Below are 19,203 nucleotides of genomic sequence, written 5' to 3'. Positions count from 1 at the left end.
CATGTTCACCGCAGACCGCACACTGACCCTCAAAAACGTGCTGCTCGCCACCGGCGTCGTCCTGACGCTGGCGATGGGCGTACGCCACGGCTTCGGCTTCTGGATGCAGCCGATCTCCCAAGCCAACGGTTGGACGCGCGAGACTTACTCGCTGGCGCAGGCCATGCAAAACCTGATGTGGGGCGCATTCGGCCCGTTCGCCGGCATGGCGGCCGACCGTTTTGGCACCATGCGCGTGGTACTGGTGGGCGCAATCTCCTACATGCTTGGACTGGTGTGGATGGCGACCATCACGCATCCAACCTTATTCGTGCTGGGCTCCGGCGTATTCATCGGCCTTGGTCTTGCGTGCACTGCGTTTGGCGCGGTGAGCGGCATCATCGGCCGCGTGGCGCCGCCGGAAAAGCGTTCGTGGGCGTTTGGTATTTCGGGCGCGGCCAGTTCCTTTGGCCAGTTCATGATGATGCCGATTGAGCAGCAATTGATTTCCGCAGTCGGCTGGCAGAACGCCTTTTACATACTGGGCGCGTTGCTGGTGCTGCTGATGGTGCCGATGGCTTTCTACCTGCGCGAGCCGGCGGTGGAGCATGCACACGGCCCGCAACAAAGCATCCGTGAGGCGGCTAGCGAGGCGCTGGGTAATCGCTCCTTCCTGTTCCTGGTCGCGGGCTATTTTGTGTGCGGTTTCCAGGTGGTGTTTATCGGTGTGCACTTGCCGGCCTACCTGCGCGACCAGGGCATCGGCAATCCTAGCGTTGCGGTGCTGGCGCTGGCGCTGATTGGCTTGTTCAATATTTTTGGTTCCTACTACGCGGGCAAGCTTGGTGGCCGCTTCCCTAAACGCTACCTGCTGTCGACGATTTACTTCTCGCGTTCCGTAGTGATTTCGCTGTTCTTGCTGGCGCCTTTGGCGCCAATGTCGGTGTATCTGTTTGCCGCGGCGATGGGCGTGTTGTGGCTCTCCACGGTGCCGCTCACCAATGGCATCATCGCCGGCGTGTTCGGAGTGAAGCACATGTCGATGCTGGCAGGGATAGTGTTCTTCTCGCACCAGCTAGGTAGCTTCCTCGGGGTGTGGCTGGGCGGCTATCTGTACTCGACGCAGGGTAGCTACAACATGGTGTGGGGGATTGCGATTGCGCTGGGCGTCATGTCCGGCCTGATTAACCTGCCCATCAACGAGCGCCCACTGGCGCGCACGCAGGCCGCATGATGAAAACCTGGCTGCTACGCGGCGCCTTCGCCATTGTGCTGGCGCTGGTGTTCGCTGCGTATTTGCAGCCGGACTTTGTGGTGGATCTGGCGAACCGGATCTGGCTATGCTTTTAAACCTTGAGGAATTCTTCGCGGCCGCCTAGCCAGCGGGCCAGGTGGGCTTCCACGGTGGCGGCTTTTTCTGGTGTGTTTGCGTGCAGCAGGTCGTGGGCGACATCGCGCGCTTGGTCGACTAGCCAGGCGTCGGTTTCAAGATCAGCGAAGCGCAGCATCGCTTGACCCGATTGGCGCGCGCCGAGGAATTCGCCGGGGCCGCGGATTTCCAGATCGCGGCGGGCGATTTCAAAACCGTCCGTGGTTTCGCGCATGGTCATCAGGCGCTGCTTGGCGATTTGGCCTAACGGGCTTTGATACAGCAGCAAGCACACCGACGCCGCCGATCCCCGGCCCACGCGTCCACGCAGCTGGTGCAGTTGCGACAGGCCGAATCGTTCCGCATGTTCGATCACCATCAGCGAGGCATTCGGCACATCGACGCCAACCTCGATCACGGTGGTGGCGACCAACACGTGCATTTCGTTGGCAGTGAACGCATCCATTACGACTTGCTTTTCTGCGGGCTTCATGCGGCCGTGCACCAGTCCTACGTTCAGGTCCGGCAGGGCTTCTGCCAGCAGGGCGTGGGTGTCGGTGGCGGTTTGCAGTTGCAGTGCTTCCGATTCTTCGATCAGCGGGCAGACCCAGTAAATCTGGCGGCCCTCCTGCGCGGCGGCGTGTACACGCTCGATCACTTCGTCGCGGCGATTCTGGTCGATGGCGCGCGTGACGATAGGACTGCGGCCCGGCGGCAGTTCATCAATTACCGACACTTCCAGGTCGGCGTAGTAAGTCATGGCCAGTGTGCGCGGGATCGGCGTGGCCGACATCATCAACTGGTGCGGCACTGCGCCTTCATTGCCCTTGTTGCGCAAGGTCAGGCGCTGGCCGACGCCGAAGCGGTGCTGCTCGTCGACGATGGACAAGCCGAGATTCGAGAACGTCACTACCTCTTGCAGCAGCGCGTGCGTGCCCACCACGAGGCGCGCCTCGCCGGATTCGATCATGTCGTAGGCGGCCTGCTTTTCTTTTTTCTTCAAGCTGCCGGTCAGCCATGCGACCTTCACGCCCAAGGGTTCCATCCATGCGGCGATTTTGCGGAAGTGCTGTTCGGCGAGGATTTCGGTCGGCGCCATCAGCGCGGCCTGATAGCCACTGTCGATCGCTTGCGCGGCGGCGAGCGCCGACACCACGGTCTTGCCGCTGCCTACGTCGCCTTGCAGCAGGCGTTGCATGGGATACGGCTGGCGCAGGTCGGCGCTGATCTCGGTCAGCACGCGCTGCTGCGCGCCGGTTAGTTTGAAGGGCAGCACTGCTTGCAGGTCGCGCGACAACGCGCCGACCTTGGTCAGCGGAGGCGAGCCTTTGGCGCGGCGCGCGCGCTGGGCGCGTTTCAGCGACAGCTGTTGCGCCAGCAGTTCATCGAACTTCACGCGCGTCCAGGCGGGATGTGAGCGGTCCAGCAGCGCGTGTTCGTCCACTTGCTGCGGCGGGTAGTGCAGCAGCTTCACGGCCGGCTCAAGATCCGACAGCTGCAACTCGGCGCGCAGGGAGGGCGGCAGGGTGTCGGTCCAGTCGACGCGCTTCATCGCTTCGCCAATCGCTTTGCGCAGCACCGGCTGCGACAGGCCTTCGCCGGACGGATAGACCGGCGTTAAAGAAGTCGGCAGCGGCGCACCCTCGTTCACCACCTTGTAAGCCGGGTGCACCATCTCCGCGCCAAAGAAGCCGTGCTTCAATTCGCCGCGCGCGCGCACCCGCGTGCCCTCGGCCAGTTGCTTGACCTGGCTGCCGTAGAAATTCATGAAACGCAGCTGCAAATCGCCGGTGCCGTCGCTGATATGGACTAAAAGTTGGCGCCGGGGCTTGAAAGCGATCTCGTTTTTTACAACTATGCCTTCAACTTGGGAAGTGTCGCCGCCGTGCAGACGGGCTTCCTCGATGGTGATGACCTGTGTCTCGTCCTCATAGCGCATGGGCAGGTGCAGCACCAGGTCCATGTCCGTGTGCAGGCCCAGTTTGGCCAGTTTGGCTTCTGCGCTGACGGTTTTTTTAGCAGTTTTCGGGGGTGAAACAGGCATATGGCGTAAAATAGAGGGTTGGCCGCCAGTATTGTAAGGCCTACCGTAATTTTGTTAACAGAGTCCTCACATGTATTCGCTTTCCGATTTCGATTTTAACTTGCCGCAAGAGCGTATTGCGCAATTTCCGCTGCCAGACCGCAGCGCCTCCCGTCTGCTGCACCTGGACGGTGAGCAGATTATTGACCGCCAGTTCGCCGATATCGTCGGCCTGCTGCAGGCGGGCGACCTGCTGGTGATGAACAACACCCGCGTGCTGAAAGCCCGTTTCTTCGGTACCAAGGAGAGCGGCGGCAAGGTGGAAGCCCTGGTCGAGCGCGTGCTGGATAACCGCACCGTGCTGGCGCAGGTGCGCGCCTCGCGTTCGCCGCTGGCCGGCACCAAGATGCGTCTGGCCGATGCTTTCGATGTCACCGTCGGCGAGCGTGCCGGTGAATTCTTCACGTTGCATTTCGATGCCGACGTATTCGACCTGATCGAAGCCCACGGCCGCCTGCCGCTGCCACCGTACATCGAGCACGATGCCGATTCGTTCGACGAAAACCGCTACCAGACCGTGTTCAACAAGGTGCCGGGCGCCGTCGCCGCGCCGACCGCCGGCCTGCACTTCGACGAAGCGCTGCTGGAAAAGCTGAAAGCCAAGGGCGTCAACTTCGCCTACGTCACGCTGCACGTGGGCGCGGGCACCTTCCAGCCGGTGCGTAACGAGAACCTGTCCGAGCACCAGATGCATACCGAGTGGTACACCATGCCGCAAGAGACCGTGGACGCAGTGCGCGCCGCGCGTGCGGCTGGCCGCGATGTGGTGGCAGTGGGTACGACCTCGCTGCGCGCGCTGGAATCGGCCTCGCAGAGCGGTCAGCTGGAAGCCGGCAGCGCCGATACCGCGCTGTTCATCACGCCGGGCTACAAGTTCAAGACGGTGACCCGTCTGATCACCAATTTCCACCTGCCTAAGTCGACCCTGCTGATGCTGGTGTCGGCCTTCGCCGGTTTTGAAGAGATCCGCAAGGCGTACGCGCACGCGATCGACTATGAATACCGCTTCTTCAGCTACGGCGACGCCATGCTGCTGACCACGGAACAACGAGCTTAACCGCCGCACCGTCGTCCTCGCGAACGCGGGGACCCATGCTGAGTATGGGTTCCCGCCTGCGCGGGAACGACGGCGGTAACAAAAAGGACGAAATATGTTGGAATTTAAACTGCACAAAACCGACACCACCGGCGTGACCAATGCCCGTCGTGGCGAGGTCAAGCTGAACCACGGCGTGGTGCAAACGCCGATCTTTATGCCGGTCGGCACCTACGGCTCGGTCAAGGCCATGTCGCCGCTGGAGCTGAAGGAAATCGGCGCCCAGATCATTCTGGGTAACACCTTCCACCTGTGGCTGCGCCCGGGTAATGACGTGATGGCCAAGTTCGGCGGCCTGCATGACTTCATGGGCTGGGACAAGCCGATTCTGACCGACTCGGGCGGCTTCCAGGTGTTCTCGCTGGGCGCGATGCGCAAGATCACGGAAGAGGGCGTGCACTTCAACTCGCCAATCAATGGTGACAAGCTGTTCCTGTCGCCAGAAATCTCGATGCAGATCCAGCGCGTGCTGAATTCGGACATCGTGATGCAGTTCGACGAATGCACCCCTTACGAAATCGACAACCGTCCGGCCACGCTGGACGAGGCGGCCAAGTCGATGCGCATGTCGCTGCGCTGGGCGCAGCGCTCGCACGACGAATTCCACCGTGGCGAGAACCCGAACGCGCTGTTCGGCATCGTCCAGGGCGGCATGTTCGAGAAGCTGCGCGATGAATCGCTGGAAGGCTTGGAAAAGATCGACTTCCCGGGCCTGGCCATCGGCGGCCTGTCGGTCGGCGAGCCAAAAGAAGACATGATGCGCATCATGCAACACATTGGCCCGAAACTGCCGGCCAACAAGCCGCACTACCTGATGGGCGTCGGCACGCCGGAAGACTTGGTGGCTGGCGTGTCCAACGGCGTCGACATGTTCGACTGCGTGATGCCGACCCGGAATGCCCGTAACGGCTGGATCTTCACCCGCTTCGGCGACGTCAAGATCAAGAACGCCCGTTACAAGGATGACAAGGAGCCGTACGACAGCACCTGCTCCTGCTACGCCTGCAAAAACTTCTCGCGCGCCTACCTGCACCACCTGAACCGTACCCAGGAAATCCTCGGTGCGCGCCTGAATACCATCCACAATCTGCACTACTACCTGGACATCATGCAGCAGATGCGCGATGCCCTGGATGCGGACCGTTTCCCGGCCTGGGTCCAGCAATTCCACGCCGATCGTGCGCGAGGGGTGTAAAAGTCCTAACGCCGCGCGGCCAGTGCTAGAATACAGCGCTGCTTTTTAAACTATAGATATCGGAGTCACTGTGTTCTTTATTTCCAATGCATATGCCCAATCCAACCCACTCGAAGCCCTCGGCGGCGGCGGTGGCTTCCTGGGCCAGTATGGTTTCCTGATTCTGATGTTCGTGGCGATGTACTTCCTGATGATCCGTCCTCAGCAGAAGCGCGCCAAGGAACAAAAAGCCATGATGGAAGCACTGGCCAAGGGCAATGAAGTCGTGACCGCCGGCGGCGTACTGGGCAAGATCACCAAGATCTCCGACCTGTACATCACCCTGGAAATCTCCAGCGGCGCCGAACTGGTGGTGCAAAAGAACTCGATCACGATGGTGCTGCCAAACGGCACGCTGAAGAGCGTGTAATTCCCCCGGCCCGCACCCGCTGCGGGCCTTTTGACGTCTACACGGAACGTTAGAGCTATATGAATCGTTATCCAGTCTGGAAATATATCCTTATTGTCGTTGCCATCCTGTTGGGCGCGCTGTTCACGGCGCCGAACTTCTTCGGCCAGTCGCCGGCGGTGCAGGTTACCAGCGGCAAGTCGACGGTCAAGATGACCTCCGACATGACCGCCAAGGTGGCCGATGTGCTGACCAAGGCCGGCATCGCCAACAATGGCCTGACCTTTGACGGCAGCGGCACCTACGCCTCGGTGCGTGCGCGCTTCGCCACCCCGGACATCCAGTTCCACGCCAAGGCGGTGCTGGAAAAAGGCCTGAACGCCGATCCGGAAGATCCGACCTACCTGGTCGCCCTGAACCTGCAGGAAGACACCCCGAAATGGATGCAGAGCCTGCACGCGCTGCCGATGTACCTCGGCCTCGACTTGCGCGGTGGTGTGCACTTCCTGATGCAGGTGGACGCCAAAGCCGTGCTGAAAAAGCGCGTACAAGGTATCCAGACTGCGGCCCGCAGCCTGCTGCGTGACAAGAATGTGCGCCACGCCGGCATCGAAGGCGTCGGCGACACCGTCGAAATCAAGTTCCGCGACGAGGCGACCCGCCAGAAAGCCAAGGATGTGCTGGCCGGCCAGCTGGGCGACCTGCTGTTTGTGGATTCCGGCGAAGGCAGCGACCTGAAAACGGTGATCAGCCTGAAACCGGCTGCGCTGAAGCAGACCGTCGATGAAGGCGTCAAGCAAAACATCTCGACCCTGTCCAAACGCGTCAACGAACTGGGCGTGGCCGAACCGGTGATCCAGCAGCAAGGCGCCGACCGCATCGTGGTCCAGCTGCCAGGCGTGCAGGACGTGGCGCGTGCACGTGCCGTGATTGGCCGTACCGCCACGCTGGAAGTGCGCATGGTCGACGATACGGTGACTCCAGGTACCGAACTGTCGGCGGCGATTCCGCTGAATTCCGAGCTGTTCACCGTCGGCAAAGGCGTGCCAGTGGTGCTGACCAAGGACGTGGTGCTGTCGGGCGAGCATATCTCCGGCGCGACCGCTTCCTACGACGAAAACCACCAGCCAGCCGTCAGCATCGACCTGAGCGGCGACGGCGGCCGCCGCATCCGCGAAGCGACGCGTGACCGCGTCGGCAAGCGCATGGCCATCGTGCTGTTTGAAAAAGGCAAGCCGGAAGTGCTGTCGGTAGCCACCATCCAGAGCGAACTGGGCGGCAGCGGTTTCCGCATCACCGGCATGGGCAACGCCGAGAACTCGGCTGAACTGGCGCTGCTGCTGCGCTCCGGCGCGCTGTCGGCGCCGATGGAAGTGATCGAAGAACGCACCATCGGCCCAGCACTGGGCGCCGAGAACATCAGCAAGGGCCTGCATTCGACCCTGTACGGCTTCATTGCCATCGCTGTCTTCATGATCGTGTACTACATGATCTTCGGCTTCTTCAGCGTGTTTGCGCTGGCCGTCAACCTGCTGCTGCTGGTGGCGATCCTGTCGCTGATGCAGGCGACCCTGACCCTGCCGGGCATGGCCGCAATTGCGCTGGCGCTGGGTATGGCGATTGACTCCAACGTGCTGATTAACGAGCGTATCCGCGAAGAGCTGCGCAAAGGCGCGACGCCGAAGCAGGCGATCTCGGACGGCTTCAGCCACGCATGGGACACCATCATCGACTCCAACGTCACCACCCTGATCGTTGGTGTGGCGCTGTGGGTGTTCGGTTCCGGTCCGATCCGCGGCTTCGCCGTGGTGCACACGCTGGGTATCCTGACCTCGATGTTCTCCGCCGTGTTTGTCTCGCGCGGTGTGGTCAACCTCTGGTACGGCCGCCAGAAGAAACTGCAATCGATCGCTATCGGTACCGTCTGGGTACCGGGCCAGAAATAACCAGGGGTAGAAAAGATGGAATTTTTCCGCATTAAAAAAGACATCCCGTTCATGCGCCACGCGCTGGTGTTCAACGTCATTTCGGCGTTGACCTTCGTGGCGGCTGTGTTCTTCCTGTTGCATCGCGGCCTGCATCTGTCGGTAGAGTTCACCGGCGGCACCGTGATGGAACTGAAATACCAGCAGCCGGCCAACCTGGAACGGATCCGCCACACGCTGGAAACCATCGGCTACGAACAGCCGGAAGCGACCGGCTTCGGCACCGCGCATGACGTGATGCTGCGTCTGCCAGTGGTGAAGGGCATCACCCCGAACGCGGCCTCGGCGCAGGTGTTCGAGGCGCTGTGCAAAGCTGAAACCGGTAGCCTGAAGCAGATCGACACCGTGACCGCCAAGGGCGAGCACGTGGTCAAGCAATCGTGCGCGGGTGCTGGCGATGCCGAGCTGGTATCGCTGCAGAAGGTGGAGTTCGTCGGTCCGCAGGTGGGCGATGAGCTGACCCAGAACGGCTTGAATGCACTGGTGATGGTGGTGATCGGCGTGATGATCTACCTGGCTATCCGCTTCGAGTGGAAGTTTGCGGTGGCGGCGATTGTCGCTAACTTGCACGACGTCGTGATCATCCTCGGCTTCTTCGCGTTCTTCCAGTGGGAGTTCTCGCTGACCGTGCTGGCCGGCGTGCTGGCGGTACTCGGTTACTCGGTGAATGAGTCGGTGGTTATCTTCGACCGTATCCGCGAAAACTTCCGCAAGCAGCGCAAGGCGTCGGTACATGAAGTGATCGACAACGCCATTACCTCGACCATCTCGCGGACCATCATTACCCACGGCTGCACGCAGATGATGGTGCTGTCGATGCTGTTCCTGGGCGGCCCAACGCTGCACTTCTTCGCCATGGCGCTGACCATTGGTATTTGCTTCGGCATCTACTCGTCGGTGTTTGTGGCTGCCGCCGTCGCCATGTGGCTGGGCGTGAAGCGCGAAGACTTGATCAAGCCGATCAAGGAAAAAGACGAAACCGATGGCGCGGTAGTTTAAGTTTCGGTTGCCTCAGAAAATCCCTCCCTCGCGGAGGGATTTTTTTTGGGACGGACTGAAGAAGATTGGTTGAGGTGACAATCCGTGAACTTTTCAGTCGAGCTAGATGCTACCTTGTGCACCATCGGCCGTGTAAGGTTGCGGATTCAATCGGTGGTGGCAACACTGCTTGTTTTCGCCAAATATTTTTTCGGAATTTGAATGCCAGAATTTTCTTGGGAACGTTCGCTTACAGCAAGCGTGCTTTCGGGCCGCTGGGGGAGGGGCTACCTGGCCGGCGATAGGTGCGTACCTCAATACGCAGTTCACGCCACCTTAAGCAGGACTTGAGGTCGGCACCGCGTAGTGCTCCGTGTGCCCAAAGCTCCGGGTATAGTCGAGTAGGGAAATCACTTGAGGCTGCAACACGATGAAAAGCAAGCCCGGCCACGGTAGGGCTCGGGTATCGGAAATTACTTTGGAAAATTCCGGGTACTTCCGCAGCAACAAGGTCGAGGCCAGTTGAAGCTCTTCCGTCTCGTTCAGCATGCTGGCCTTGGCATCGACCGAGATGCCTTGTATTTCCGCCCACGCCCCATATGGGCTGTTGACCACATAGGCTACTTGCGCATCATGTCGTATATCGTGGGCTTTCTGGCTATCGAGGGAAATGGAGCAGTAAGTTTTCAAGCCGTCATTTGCATAGCTCAGCGTGGAGGCATGAGGGCTACCATCCGGCCTGATAGAAGCCAGGACTAACTCCCGTCCGGCGCGCAATATCCCTTCCACCCAACGGGTCCGGTCTTGAGTGATGTAGTCCATTATGTCTCTCCGGTGATAGTCACGATGGCGCTGCGCCCCCAGCTTGGAGATTTTCGCTGCTTCGTTCCTTCCAGAAAACGACTTCTGCATCGAAATGGCCCTGCAGTTGCTAACGTCTCGGCATTACGGGCAGTATAGTTTTAGGCGGGTAATAACTTACTGCTTAAAACATTCAATTTGTTTGTAAGCGGCTAGTGTCTTCGCGTGCGCGGCTGCAACGCGGTCGAACAAATCGCTAGCTAACAGGTGGTAGACCTCAATCTTGGCGCATTGAGCCAATTCGTGAACCGCCGCGTGTTCTTCGGCAAGCGCCGTTTCGAATTCGCAATAGGCACGTAATCCTTCAGGACGATAAATTGACATATCACCTCCTTAGCTAGAAAAGTATCCTAGCACGCATCCAGATGTGACGTCGTTCAGCAGGCAATTGAAAGAGAGGTAAATGGAGTGGAACAAGTCTGCACGGTGATCTCCACGGCGACCATGATCTATTACAATTGGCTGATCTTCTGCGTATTTGTGGCGTTCCTGTTGCTGGGCTATGGCTGCTTCCTTGCGACCGCGCCGCAACGTAACCGAAAGGGCGGCGATGGGCAGTTATTGGCACCGGGTCGGCAGTAAGACGTACCAGTTCCGCGATCTGAAGGACTTGATGGCGAAGGCCACGCCTGCGCGCTCGGGCGATTATCTGGCTGGTGTGGCGGCGGCCAGCGCGGAGGAGCGCGTCGCGGCACAGATGGCGTTGGCCGAGCTGCCTCTCAGCGTGTTCCTCAACGAGGCGCTGGTGCCGTATGAGGATGACGAGGTGACGCGGCTGATTATCGATACGCACGACGCTGCGGCATTTGCGCGGGTGTCGCATTTGAGCGTTGGCGATTTCCGCAACTGGCTGCTCAGCGATGATGCCGATACTGCGGCGCTGACTGCGCTGGCGCCCGGCCTGACGCCGGAGATGGCGGCGGCGGTGTCCAAGATTATGCGCGTGCAGGACCTGGTGCTGGTGGCGCGGAAATGCAGCGTCGTTACACGCTTTCGCAATACCATCGGACTGCCGGGGCGGATGGCCACGCGCCTGCAACCCAATCATCCAACCGACGATGCGACGGGCATTGCCGCCAGCCTGCTGGATGGTCTTCTGTATGCCAGCGGCGATGCGGTGATCGGCATTAATCCCGCCACCGACAATGTGCCGCAGGTGATACACCTCGTCTCCATGCTGGACGAGATCATTGCGCGTTATGCGATTCCTACCCAATCTTGCGTGCTGACCCATGTCACCAATACCATCGCCGCCATTGAGCGCGGCGCGCCGGTGGATCTGGTGTTTCAATCGATCGCCGGGACGCAGGCGGCGAATGCCGGTTTTGGTATTTCGCTGTCACTGTTGGAAGAGGCGCGGCAGGCGGCGTTGTCGCTCGGGCGTGGTACGGTCGGCAGCAATGTGATGTACTTCGAAACGGGGCAGGGCAGTGCGCTGTCGGCTAATGCGCATCATGGTGTCGATCAGCAGACTTGCGAGGCACGAGCATACGCAGTGGCGCGGCGCTTCAAGCCTTTGCTGGTGAATTCGGTGGTTGGCTTTATCGGGCCGGAGTATCTGTATGACGGCAAGCAGATTTTGCGTGCGGGCCTGGAGGATCATTTCTGCGCCAAGCTGCTTGGCCTGCCGATGGGCTGCGACGTTTGCTACACCAATCATGCAGAGGCGGATCAGGATGATATGGACGTGCTGCTGACGATGCTCGGTACCGCCGGCTGCACGTTTGTGATGGGCGTACCGGGTGCGGACGATATCATGCTCAATTATCAGACCACATCGTTCCACGATGCGCTGTATGTGCGGCGGGCGTTGGGCTTGAAGCCGGCGCCGGAGTTCGAGGCGTGGTTGCAGCGTATGGGTATCGTCAGCGGCGATGAGCGCTTTACCTTGCCGGATGCGATGCCTGCGGTGTTTCAGAAGGTGCTGCATGGATAAGCCGGTGACGGTCAATCCGTGGCAATCGCTGCGGCGCTTTACGGCAGCGCGGATTGCGCTGGGCCGCAGTGGCGTGAGTCAGCCGACGACGGAGCAACTGGCGTTTCAACTGGATCATGCACGGGCGCGCGACGCGGTGCATCTGGCGTTGGATCATGAGGTCTTGGGCGAGACATTGACAGCAAGCGGCATGCAATGTGTGAGCGTGCAGAGTGCGGCGCGGGATCGCCAGGTCTATCTGCAACGCCCAGATCTCGGACGCCGGCTCGATGACGCCTCGCGTGAAAAGCTGGCCGCCATCGCAGGCCCACGCTACGACCTTGCCTTCGTCGTCGCGGACGGCTTGTCGGCGCTGGCGATTGAGCAGAACGCCACGCCGTTCTTGCGCTCCTTGATGCCACGGTTGGCTGGCTGGCGTATCGCACCCATCACCATCGTCCGGCAAGGGCGGGTGGCGATCGGTGACGAAATCGGGGATCTGCTGGGCGCGCAAATTGTGGTGGTGCTGATTGGCGAACGTCCCGGTCTCAGCTCGCCGGACAGCATGGGCCTGTACCTGACCTGGGCGCCTCGGCCAGGACTGAGCGATGCCGACCGCAATTGCATCTCCAATGTCCGGTCGGCGGGCTTGACCTATGAGGCCGCAGCGTTCAAGCTTCACTACCTGCTGTCCGAGTCGCGACGACGCCAACTATCCGGCGTTGCGCTGAAGGACGAAACCGCGAGCGAGAGCGCCAACCTGGAGGCGCCGCAGCGCAACTTCCTGTTGGAGTGAGACCCGCACCATGAGCCGTACCGGCCGCTTATTCATGTTGATGGACGCCATGCGCGGCTATCGTCGTCCCGTTACTGCGGCCAAGCTGGCGGAGCAGTTGGGCGTTTCCGAGCGTACCATTTACCGCGACATTCAAACGCTGTCCGGCCTGGGTGCGCCGCTGGAAGGCGAGGCCGGTGTCGGCTACATGTTGAAGACCGGTTTCTTCTTGCCGCCGTTGATGTTTGGCGCCGACGAGCTGGAAGCGCTGGTGCTCGGTGCACGCTGGGTGCGCCGGCAGGGCGATGAAACGCTGGCTGCTGCCGCCAACAACGCGCTCGCCAAAATCGCCGCCGCCACACCCAAGGACCTGCGCGACGATATGGCCGAAACCAGCTTGTGGGTGCCGATCGGCCAGGACCAGCAAGACGCCAGCGATATCCACGTGCGCCCGGTGCGCGAGGCGATCCGCTACCAGCACCGCCTGCGCATGTCCTACTGCGACGAGCACGGCGCACCGTCGGACCGCATTGTGTGGCCGTTCGCGCTGGCTTTCTTTGACGGTAAGCGCCTGCTCGCTGCATGGTGCGAGATGCGCATGGCGTTCCGCCACTTCCGCGTTGACCGCATCGCGGCGGTGGAGTCGCTGCAGCAGCGCTACCCGGCGCGCCGCCACGACCTGCTGAAGACCTGGCGCAAGGAAAACAACCTGCGCGAAGACTCCTGACAAAAACTGTCGCAGCCCGGATCTACGATGAAGGCATCAACTCACCGGAGATCCCCAATGCGCCTCTACTACCATCCTGCCTCCTCCAGCTCGCGCCGCGTGATGCTGGCTGCCGTCCACATGGGCACACGGCTGGAACTGACCGAAGTCAACCTGATGAGCGCAGAAGACCGCCGCCGCCTGGCCACACTCAACCCCAACAGCAAGGTGCCGGTGTTGCAGGACGGTGAGTTCGTGCTGTGGGAGTCGTGCGCCATCATGCAGTACCTGGCCGACCGTACCCATGGCCAAAAACTCTATCCCGATAACATCCTCATCCGCGCCGACATCAACCGCTGGATGCTGTGGGCGGGACAGCATTTCGCGCCACCGCTGGGCGTTATCGTCTACGAGCACATCTGGAAGGGCCTGAGTGGCAATGGCGGCCCGGACCCGGTGGAAATCGACCGCGCCAGCCGGCTGGTGGCGCAATTCGCCGGCGTGCTCGAACAGCACCTCGCCGGCCGCGACTGGATCGTCGGCGACACGCTCACGCTGGCCGACCTCGCCATCGCCCCATCGCTGACCTACATCGAGCCAGTCAAACTGCCGGTCACCCAATATCCCAAGCTAATGGCATGGCTGGCGCGCGTGGCACAGCTTGATGCGTGGAAGCAGACCATGCCGGTGTGGTAATTGTGTCCACTATGTGAACTGGCGCACAGAACTGGGCAGGGTGGGGGGAGTATTCTGGATTTGTCTCCTCTGGAGGAGATCCCTAGTTTTGGACTTTGCCCGCTGCCTAGCGGGCTTTTTTTTACAGCATCAGCACCGCGTACAGCGACTGCACTTCTTCCGCTGATTCGCTCATGATGGCGTGCAGTGTGCCTTCTCCCACCACGAAGTCGATGGTGCGCGCGCCTTGCAGCGTGGTGGCGCCGGGCCGCTGGTGCAGCGGCGAGTGTACCGGCGACAGATCATTGGCCAGCAATAGCGTGTCGCCCAGCGTTTCCGGCGGCAGCGCGCGCAAGCCCACCCACATCGATTCAATCGCCTTGTAGACGCCGTCCGGCACGCCGAGATAAGTCATCACGCCTCGGCCGATTTCCAGCTCGCCGTGCTCGACCCAGTCTTCCGGCTCGCCGTTCATCACTTCTGGATATTCACCGGCACTGGCCAACATGTAGAAACCGGCCACCTCGTGCACGATGCCGGCAAACAGCGCCGTATCAGGATCGACATGGGTGACGTGCCGCGCAATCACTTGCGCCAGCGCCGCCACGTGCGCCGTGTGCTCCCACAGCTGGTTGATCTTGGCCGCCAGCGCAGGCTCGGTGACCTGGCTGCCGATCTGGCGCACGATCACCGCCGCCACCAGCGATTGCAGGGTGCGGATGCCCAGCCGTTGCACGGCCGCGCGTACGCTGGAGATTTCAGTTCCGGAACGGTTGTAGGCGACCGAGTTGGCAATCGCGACGCTACGCGCCGCCAGCAACGGGTCCGCCTGGATCAGCCTGGCGGCTTGTTCGACGTGACAGTCGGGATCATTCAGCGCCTGCTGCAAGCGCAGCGAAGCGTTGACGTTGGCCGGGAACGTGAGTTCGCCCCGGCTCGCTTGAGCGGCGATAGTCTTGAAGGCGTCGAGTCTGTCCATTGCCAAAAATTATACTCAAAAGATTGCCTTGTGGCACTTTTTAAGAAAATACTTTTTGCGGCGTAGGTTTCACCCAACAGAAGCAGCCAACAACGCCCTGTAAGTGGGTACTTACTCTTCGCGGAAGATGGCGTCGCAACCTTCGACCGGGTCGTCCACGTCTTCCAGCTCGTCGACCAGGTCGAGGTCGAACAGTTCTTCCACGGCGTTCATGAAGCTGCGGTGGGTGCTGGCGCCGATCAGACGGTAGATTTCGCCGTCTTCGTTACGGACGCCGACGATCAGCGCTTCCTGACGTACTTCGTCAGGCGGCGCCACGTCCAGCAGCAGGTTGCCGATAATGTGTTTGTCGAATTTGGCCGGCTTTTTGCCGTCCAGCAGAGAGGTTTTCAAATCTGTATCCTTGTTTTTAATCGCAATCGTGGATGGACGGCGTGCCTGTTTGCCCGGCCATGATGACAGTTTTAAGCGCTGACAGGGTTTTTTCAAGCTGCGCGAAATCGTCCTCGCTGAAATCGGCAAACACTTTGCCGCTTTGCGAGATCACTTCCGGGAACACGGTGCAGAAAGTCTGCTCCCCGGCCGGCGTCAATTTCACGAAAAACGAGCGCTTGTCGCAATTACTGCGCTGGCGTTCCACCAGCCCTTTTTGCTCCAGCCGCTCGATCACCCCGGTCAATGTGCCCTTGGTAATCAGCGTCTTGTCGCCCAGTTCTTTATAGGACATGCCGGGCGTATTGCCCAGCGTGGCGATGATATCGAACTGCGCGTGCGTCAAACCACTCCGGCGCACGTACTCGCCGGAGATCCGTTCATAGCCTTGCATGCATTCGGCCAGCAGCCGGATGCTTTTCAAGTAGCGTTCACCCATAGGACGAGATTATAGCCGCTTCGCATCACGCTTTCTGGCAGGTACACTATGCAGACGCTAACCATAACAACAACCATGCCTGTACATTTACGCGGCGTTGCCGCTTTGTTGCTCGTCACCCTGGTCTGGGGCACCACCTTCCCTGCAATGAAAGACATGACCGGCTACCTCTCGGCCAGCTGGATCGTGCTGTGCCGCTTTGCGCTGGCCAGTGCGCTGCTGTTGCCCTTTCTGTGGCGCGTGCGCTGGCGCGACCTGCGCTGGGGCATTCTGGCCGGGGTGGTGTTGTTCCTGTGCTACGTGTTCCAGATTGAAGGGCTGGCGCTGACCAGCTCCAACCGCAATGCCTTCATCACCGGCCTCAACGTGCTGGTGCCACCACTGATCGGCGTGGCGCTGGGCGCGAAACTTGAGCGCCGCATCCTGGCGGCGCTGCTGCTGTCGCTGGCCGGCCTGTTCGCGCTGTGCTGGGAAGGTAGCTTCAACTGGGGCCGTGGCGACACGCTGGCGCTGCTGTGCGCGCTGTTCTTCGGCATCTACGTCAAGCTGATGGAGACCACCACCCGCAAGGTGGAAAAGCTGATGGCGCTGACCGCCTCGCAAATCCTCACAGTGGCCGTGTGCGCTGCGCTGTGGCTGCTGATTACCGAAGTGCCGCTGGGCTGGGCCGAGCGTGCGCAGGACCTGCCCGACTACATTGCCTACGTCAGCAAGGGCTTGCAGATGTACAGCGTCAACCTGATCTATCTGGGTGTGATCGCCACCGCCGCCATCATCTCGCTGCAAACCTGGGGCCAGAGCCACAGCAGCGCCAACGAGGCGGCCGTGATCTACGCGTTTGAGCCGGGCTGCGCTGCCATCTTTGCCTATTTCTGGCTGGGCGAAACGCTGGCGTGGAACGGTTTGCTCGGCGCCGCATTGTTGATCTCCGGTATGATAGTGAGCCAATGGAGTACCGAGCGTCCCGCCACGGCCCTTGCGCCGGAGTAGCCTGAATGTCATTTGATACCCTGTCCAGCCTCGCCCAGCAGCGGCCTCTGCGCCTGTTGCTGGTGAATGCCAGCGAGGCGGACGCCATCACCTGGGCCGGGCTGGTGCAGCCGCTGCGGCTGGCCGCAGCCGCGCTCGGCCGCGATGTGCTGCAACTGGAAACCATGACGCCAGCGCAAGTGGTGCTGGCCCAGCCGGGCTGGCACATGGCCCTGCTGGTGGCCGACGAGCACCAAGAGCCGCTGCCGCCCGCCCAAACGCGCGCCGTGATCGAGCGCTGCCGCTCGGCCGACTACTGGGGCGGCGTCGGCGCCGGCGTGCTGTGGCTGGCCAAGGCTGGCTTGATGGCAGGTGTGCGTATCGCCTTGCCGTGGGCGCTGTATGCCGACACCGAAGACATTACCGACCGCGCCATCCTCACGCCCCATCTGTTCGAACTGGACGGTCGCCACTTGAGCTGCTGCGGCGGCGCCGCCTCCATCGACTTCGCCCTGACCCTGATCGAGCACCTGTTCGGCGCGGCCGTGCAGGCCACTATCAAGGAAACCCTGTGCGTAGAGCGCGTGCGCGGCCCCGAGGAGCGCCAGCGCGTGGCGCTGCAAGCCCGCTTCGGCGCGCTGCAGCCGCGCCTGTCGGAAGCGGTGACGCTGATGGAAACCAATATCGAAGAACCGCTCTCTACCGACGATATCGCCAACCTGGTCGGCCTGTCGCGCCGCCAGTTGGAGCGGCTGTTCAAGCAATATCTTGGCAGTTTGCCATCGCGCTATTACCTCGAATTGCGCCTGCAACGGGCGCGCCAGCTGCTGCTGGAAACCAACCACTCCATCGTGCAAGTGGGGCTGATGTGCGGCTTTTCGTCCGGCTCGCATTTCTCGACCGCCTTTGGCGCGCTATTCGGCAACACCCCGCGCGAAGAACGCCAGCGCAAGCTCATGCTTCCTTGATAAGTTTACTTTGCGGCCAAAAGTAAAAATTCTTGTCGCCATTAGAAAAGAACTTTAGCATCCCGCTTTTTATAATGGGTCCCACGCGGCGCTGTGCCGCACCGTACCCACCATTGATAGGGAATGCCATGAACGCCAAAGTAGAATCGACCGCTCTCAACCGTCCTGTGACTCGTCAGACCTTCGACGAAGTACTGGTGCCGACCTATGCGCCGGCAGCGATGGTACCGGTGCGCGGTTCCGGCCTGGACCTGTGGGACCAGAACGGCAAACACTACCTGGACTTCACCTCCGGCATCGCCGTGGCCGCGCTGGGCCACTGCAACCCGATCGTGGTTGAAGCGCTGACCCGCCAAGCCAACACCCTGTGGCACCTGGGCAACGGCTACACCAACGAGCCAGTGCTGCGCCTGGCGCTGGCACTGACCGAAGCCACCTTCGCCGACCGCGCCTTCTTTTGCAACTCCGGCGCGGAAGCCAACGAAGCCGCACTGAAGCTGGCCCGTAAGCACGCCCACACCAAATTCGGCGCGCACAAATCGCGCATCATCTCGTGCTACCAGTCGTTCCACGGCCGTACCTTGTTCACCGTGTCGGTGGGTGGTCAGTCGAAATACACCGAAGGCTTCGAGCCGCTGCCACCATCGATCGACCACATCACCTACAACGATATCGAGTCGGCCCGCGCCGCCATCGGTGACGACGTTTGCGCTGTGATCGTTGAGCCGCTGCAAGGCGAAGGCGGTGTAGTACCTGGCGACAAAGCCTTCCTGCAAGAGCTGCGCGACCTGTGCACCAAAACCGGCGCCCTGCTGATCTTCGACGAAGTGCAGTCCGGCATGGGCCGCACCGGCGAGCTGTTCCACTACATGAGCTACGGCATCACCCCGGACATCCTGACCTCGGCCAAGGCGCTGGGCAACGGCTTCCCGGTCGCAGCGATGCTGACCACTCACGAACTGGCCGCAACCCTGAACGTCGGCTCGCACGGCACCACCTACGGCGGCAACCCGATGGCCGCCACCGTGGCGCTGACCGTGCTGGAAACCATCAACCAGCCGGCCTTCCTGGCGCGTGTGAAAGAAGCCGGCAACAAGCTGCGCGCCACGCTGGAGAAGCTGACGGCTGACTACCCGCAAGTGTTCACCCAAGTGCGCGGCGCTGGCCTGTTGCTGGGCGTGGTGGTGACCGATGCATGGAAAGGCCGCTCGAAGGATATCCAGAAAGCCGCTGAAGCCAACGGCATGATGGTGCTGATCGCCGGCATGGACGTGGTGCGTTTGGCGCCTGCGCTGATCGTCTCGGACGAGCAGATCGCCGAAGCCGACCGCATCCTGCGCGTCTCGCTGGACGGCCTGCTGCAAGCAGCTTAATTGTGTTGTCTCGTCGTTCCCGCGAAAGCGGGAATCCA

General features: G+C 61.1%; 19 protein-coding genes. 13 read left to right on the top strand and 6 right to left on the bottom strand.

Annotation, left to right across the window (positions count from 1 at the left end; translation table 11 throughout):
- Nucleotide 1: 1 nt before the first annotated feature.
- Complete coding sequence (locus tag GTP46_RS13550) at nucleotides 2-1,213, top strand: MFS transporter (protein WP_161007160.1); 1,212 nt, start codon at nucleotides 2-4, stop codon at nucleotides 1,211-1,213.
- Nucleotides 1,214-1,325: 112 nt separating this feature from the next.
- Here GTP46_RS13550 and recG read toward each other — a convergent pair whose 3' ends face one another.
- Nucleotides 1,326-3,392 (bottom strand): ATP-dependent DNA helicase RecG, encoded by a 2,067-nt coding sequence (gene recG, locus GTP46_RS13545; RefSeq protein ID WP_161007159.1) that lies wholly within the window; start codon nucleotides 3,390-3,392, stop codon nucleotides 1,326-1,328.
- A gap of 70 nt (nucleotides 3,393-3,462) precedes the next feature.
- Between recG and queA the strand changes: the two genes are divergently transcribed.
- The 5 genes from queA to secF all read left to right on the top strand — a co-directional run bounded on the left by queA (nucleotide 3,463) and on the right by secF (nucleotide 9,094).
- Nucleotides 3,463-4,488, top strand: coding sequence for a tRNA preQ1(34) S-adenosylmethionine ribosyltransferase-isomerase QueA (queA, locus tag GTP46_RS13540; RefSeq protein WP_161007158.1), 1,026 nt, complete (start codon nucleotides 3,463-3,465; stop codon nucleotides 4,486-4,488).
- A gap of 94 nt (nucleotides 4,489-4,582) precedes the next feature.
- A complete protein-coding gene (gene tgt / locus GTP46_RS13535; protein WP_161007157.1) occupies nucleotides 4,583-5,722 on the top strand; it encodes a tRNA guanosine(34) transglycosylase Tgt in 1,140 nt (379 codons plus the stop codon).
- A 70-nt stretch (nucleotides 5,723-5,792) separates the two neighbouring features.
- Nucleotides 5,793-6,131 carry a preprotein translocase subunit YajC gene (yajC, locus tag GTP46_RS13530; RefSeq protein WP_161007156.1) on the top strand — a complete coding sequence of 113 codons (339 nt, stop codon included), beginning with the start codon at nucleotides 5,793-5,795 and terminating at the stop codon, nucleotides 6,129-6,131.
- A 59-nt stretch (nucleotides 6,132-6,190) separates the two neighbouring features.
- Nucleotides 6,191-8,056: a protein translocase subunit SecD gene (gene secD, locus GTP46_RS13525; RefSeq protein ID WP_161007155.1), complete on the top strand. Its 1,866-nt coding sequence runs from the start codon at nucleotides 6,191-6,193 to the stop codon at nucleotides 8,054-8,056.
- 15 nt (nucleotides 8,057-8,071) lie between these two features.
- Nucleotides 8,072-9,094, top strand: a complete 1,023-nt coding sequence (gene secF / locus GTP46_RS13520; protein WP_161007154.1) for a protein translocase subunit SecF — start codon at nucleotides 8,072-8,074, stop codon at nucleotides 9,092-9,094.
- Between the two features lie 315 nt (nucleotides 9,095-9,409).
- On the opposite strand, the gene GTP46_RS13515 is transcribed toward secF, so the two are convergent.
- Together GTP46_RS13515 and GTP46_RS13510 are read right to left on the bottom strand one after the other, a co-directional pair.
- On the bottom strand, nucleotides 9,410-9,895 hold the full coding sequence (locus tag GTP46_RS13515) for a pyridoxamine 5'-phosphate oxidase family protein (protein ID WP_161007153.1): 486 nt from the start codon (nucleotides 9,893-9,895) through the stop codon (nucleotides 9,410-9,412).
- Nucleotides 9,896-10,051: 156 nt separating this feature from the next.
- Entirely contained in the window at nucleotides 10,052-10,258 is a 207-nt protein-coding gene (locus tag GTP46_RS13510) for a hypothetical protein (protein ID WP_161007152.1), read from the bottom strand.
- 226 nt (nucleotides 10,259-10,484) lie between these two features.
- On the opposite strand from GTP46_RS13510, the gene GTP46_RS13505 reads away from it, so the two are divergent.
- From GTP46_RS13505 to GTP46_RS13490, 4 genes are read left to right on the top strand one after another with little or no spacing between them, the layout of a single operon-like run.
- Nucleotides 10,485-11,870, top strand: coding sequence for an ethanolamine ammonia-lyase subunit EutB (locus tag GTP46_RS13505; RefSeq protein WP_161007151.1), 1,386 nt, complete (start codon nucleotides 10,485-10,487; stop codon nucleotides 11,868-11,870).
- On the top strand, nucleotides 11,863-12,645 hold the full coding sequence (gene eutC, locus GTP46_RS13500; RefSeq protein ID WP_161007150.1) for an ethanolamine ammonia-lyase subunit EutC: 783 nt from the start codon (nucleotides 11,863-11,865) through the stop codon (nucleotides 12,643-12,645). Before GTP46_RS13505 ends, eutC begins: the two co-directional genes overlap by 8 nt.
- A 10-nt stretch (nucleotides 12,646-12,655) precedes the next feature.
- Nucleotides 12,656-13,351: a helix-turn-helix transcriptional regulator gene (locus GTP46_RS13495; RefSeq protein ID WP_202414256.1), complete on the top strand. Its 696-nt coding sequence runs from the start codon at nucleotides 12,656-12,658 to the stop codon at nucleotides 13,349-13,351.
- Nucleotides 13,352-13,408: 57 nt separating this feature from the next.
- Complete coding sequence (locus tag GTP46_RS13490) at nucleotides 13,409-14,026, top strand: glutathione S-transferase family protein (RefSeq protein WP_161007149.1); 618 nt, start codon at nucleotides 13,409-13,411, stop codon at nucleotides 14,024-14,026.
- A 121-nt stretch (nucleotides 14,027-14,147) separates the two neighbouring features.
- Here GTP46_RS13490 and GTP46_RS13485 read toward each other — a convergent pair whose 3' ends face one another.
- The 3 genes from GTP46_RS13485 to GTP46_RS13475 all read right to left on the bottom strand — a co-directional run bounded on the left by GTP46_RS13485 (nucleotide 14,148) and on the right by GTP46_RS13475 (nucleotide 15,855).
- A complete protein-coding gene (locus GTP46_RS13485) occupies nucleotides 14,148-14,984 on the bottom strand; it encodes an HDOD domain-containing protein (RefSeq protein WP_161007148.1) in 837 nt (278 codons plus the stop codon).
- Between the two features lie 111 nt (nucleotides 14,985-15,095).
- Nucleotides 15,096-15,377, bottom strand: coding sequence for a hypothetical protein (locus GTP46_RS13480; RefSeq protein ID WP_161007147.1), 282 nt, complete (start codon nucleotides 15,375-15,377; stop codon nucleotides 15,096-15,098).
- 16 nt (nucleotides 15,378-15,393) lie between these two features.
- Nucleotides 15,394-15,855, bottom strand: coding sequence for a MarR family winged helix-turn-helix transcriptional regulator (locus tag GTP46_RS13475; protein WP_161007146.1), 462 nt, complete (start codon nucleotides 15,853-15,855; stop codon nucleotides 15,394-15,396).
- 75 nt (nucleotides 15,856-15,930) lie between these two features.
- Between GTP46_RS13475 and GTP46_RS13470 the strand changes: the two genes are divergently transcribed.
- The 3 genes from GTP46_RS13470 (at nucleotide 15,931) to astC (ending at nucleotide 19,165) form a co-directional block, all read left to right on the top strand.
- Nucleotides 15,931-16,845, top strand: a complete 915-nt coding sequence (locus GTP46_RS13470; RefSeq protein ID WP_161007145.1) for a DMT family transporter — start codon at nucleotides 15,931-15,933, stop codon at nucleotides 16,843-16,845.
- A 5-nt stretch (nucleotides 16,846-16,850) separates the two neighbouring features.
- Nucleotides 16,851-17,792, top strand: a complete 942-nt coding sequence (locus tag GTP46_RS13465; protein ID WP_161007144.1) for a GlxA family transcriptional regulator — start codon at nucleotides 16,851-16,853, stop codon at nucleotides 17,790-17,792.
- A gap of 128 nt (nucleotides 17,793-17,920) precedes the next feature.
- A complete protein-coding gene (gene astC / locus GTP46_RS13460; RefSeq protein ID WP_161007143.1) occupies nucleotides 17,921-19,165 on the top strand; it encodes an acetylornithine/succinylornithine family transaminase in 1,245 nt (414 codons plus the stop codon).
- Nucleotides 19,166-19,203: the final 38 nt, after the last annotated feature.

The organism is Duganella flavida, assembly GCF_009857445.1.
Classification (GTDB): domain Bacteria; phylum Pseudomonadota; class Gammaproteobacteria; order Burkholderiales; family Burkholderiaceae_D; genus Rugamonas; species Rugamonas flavida.
Note: the sequence above shows the minus strand (reverse complement) of the source record. Positions and strands in the feature narration are given on the sequence as shown.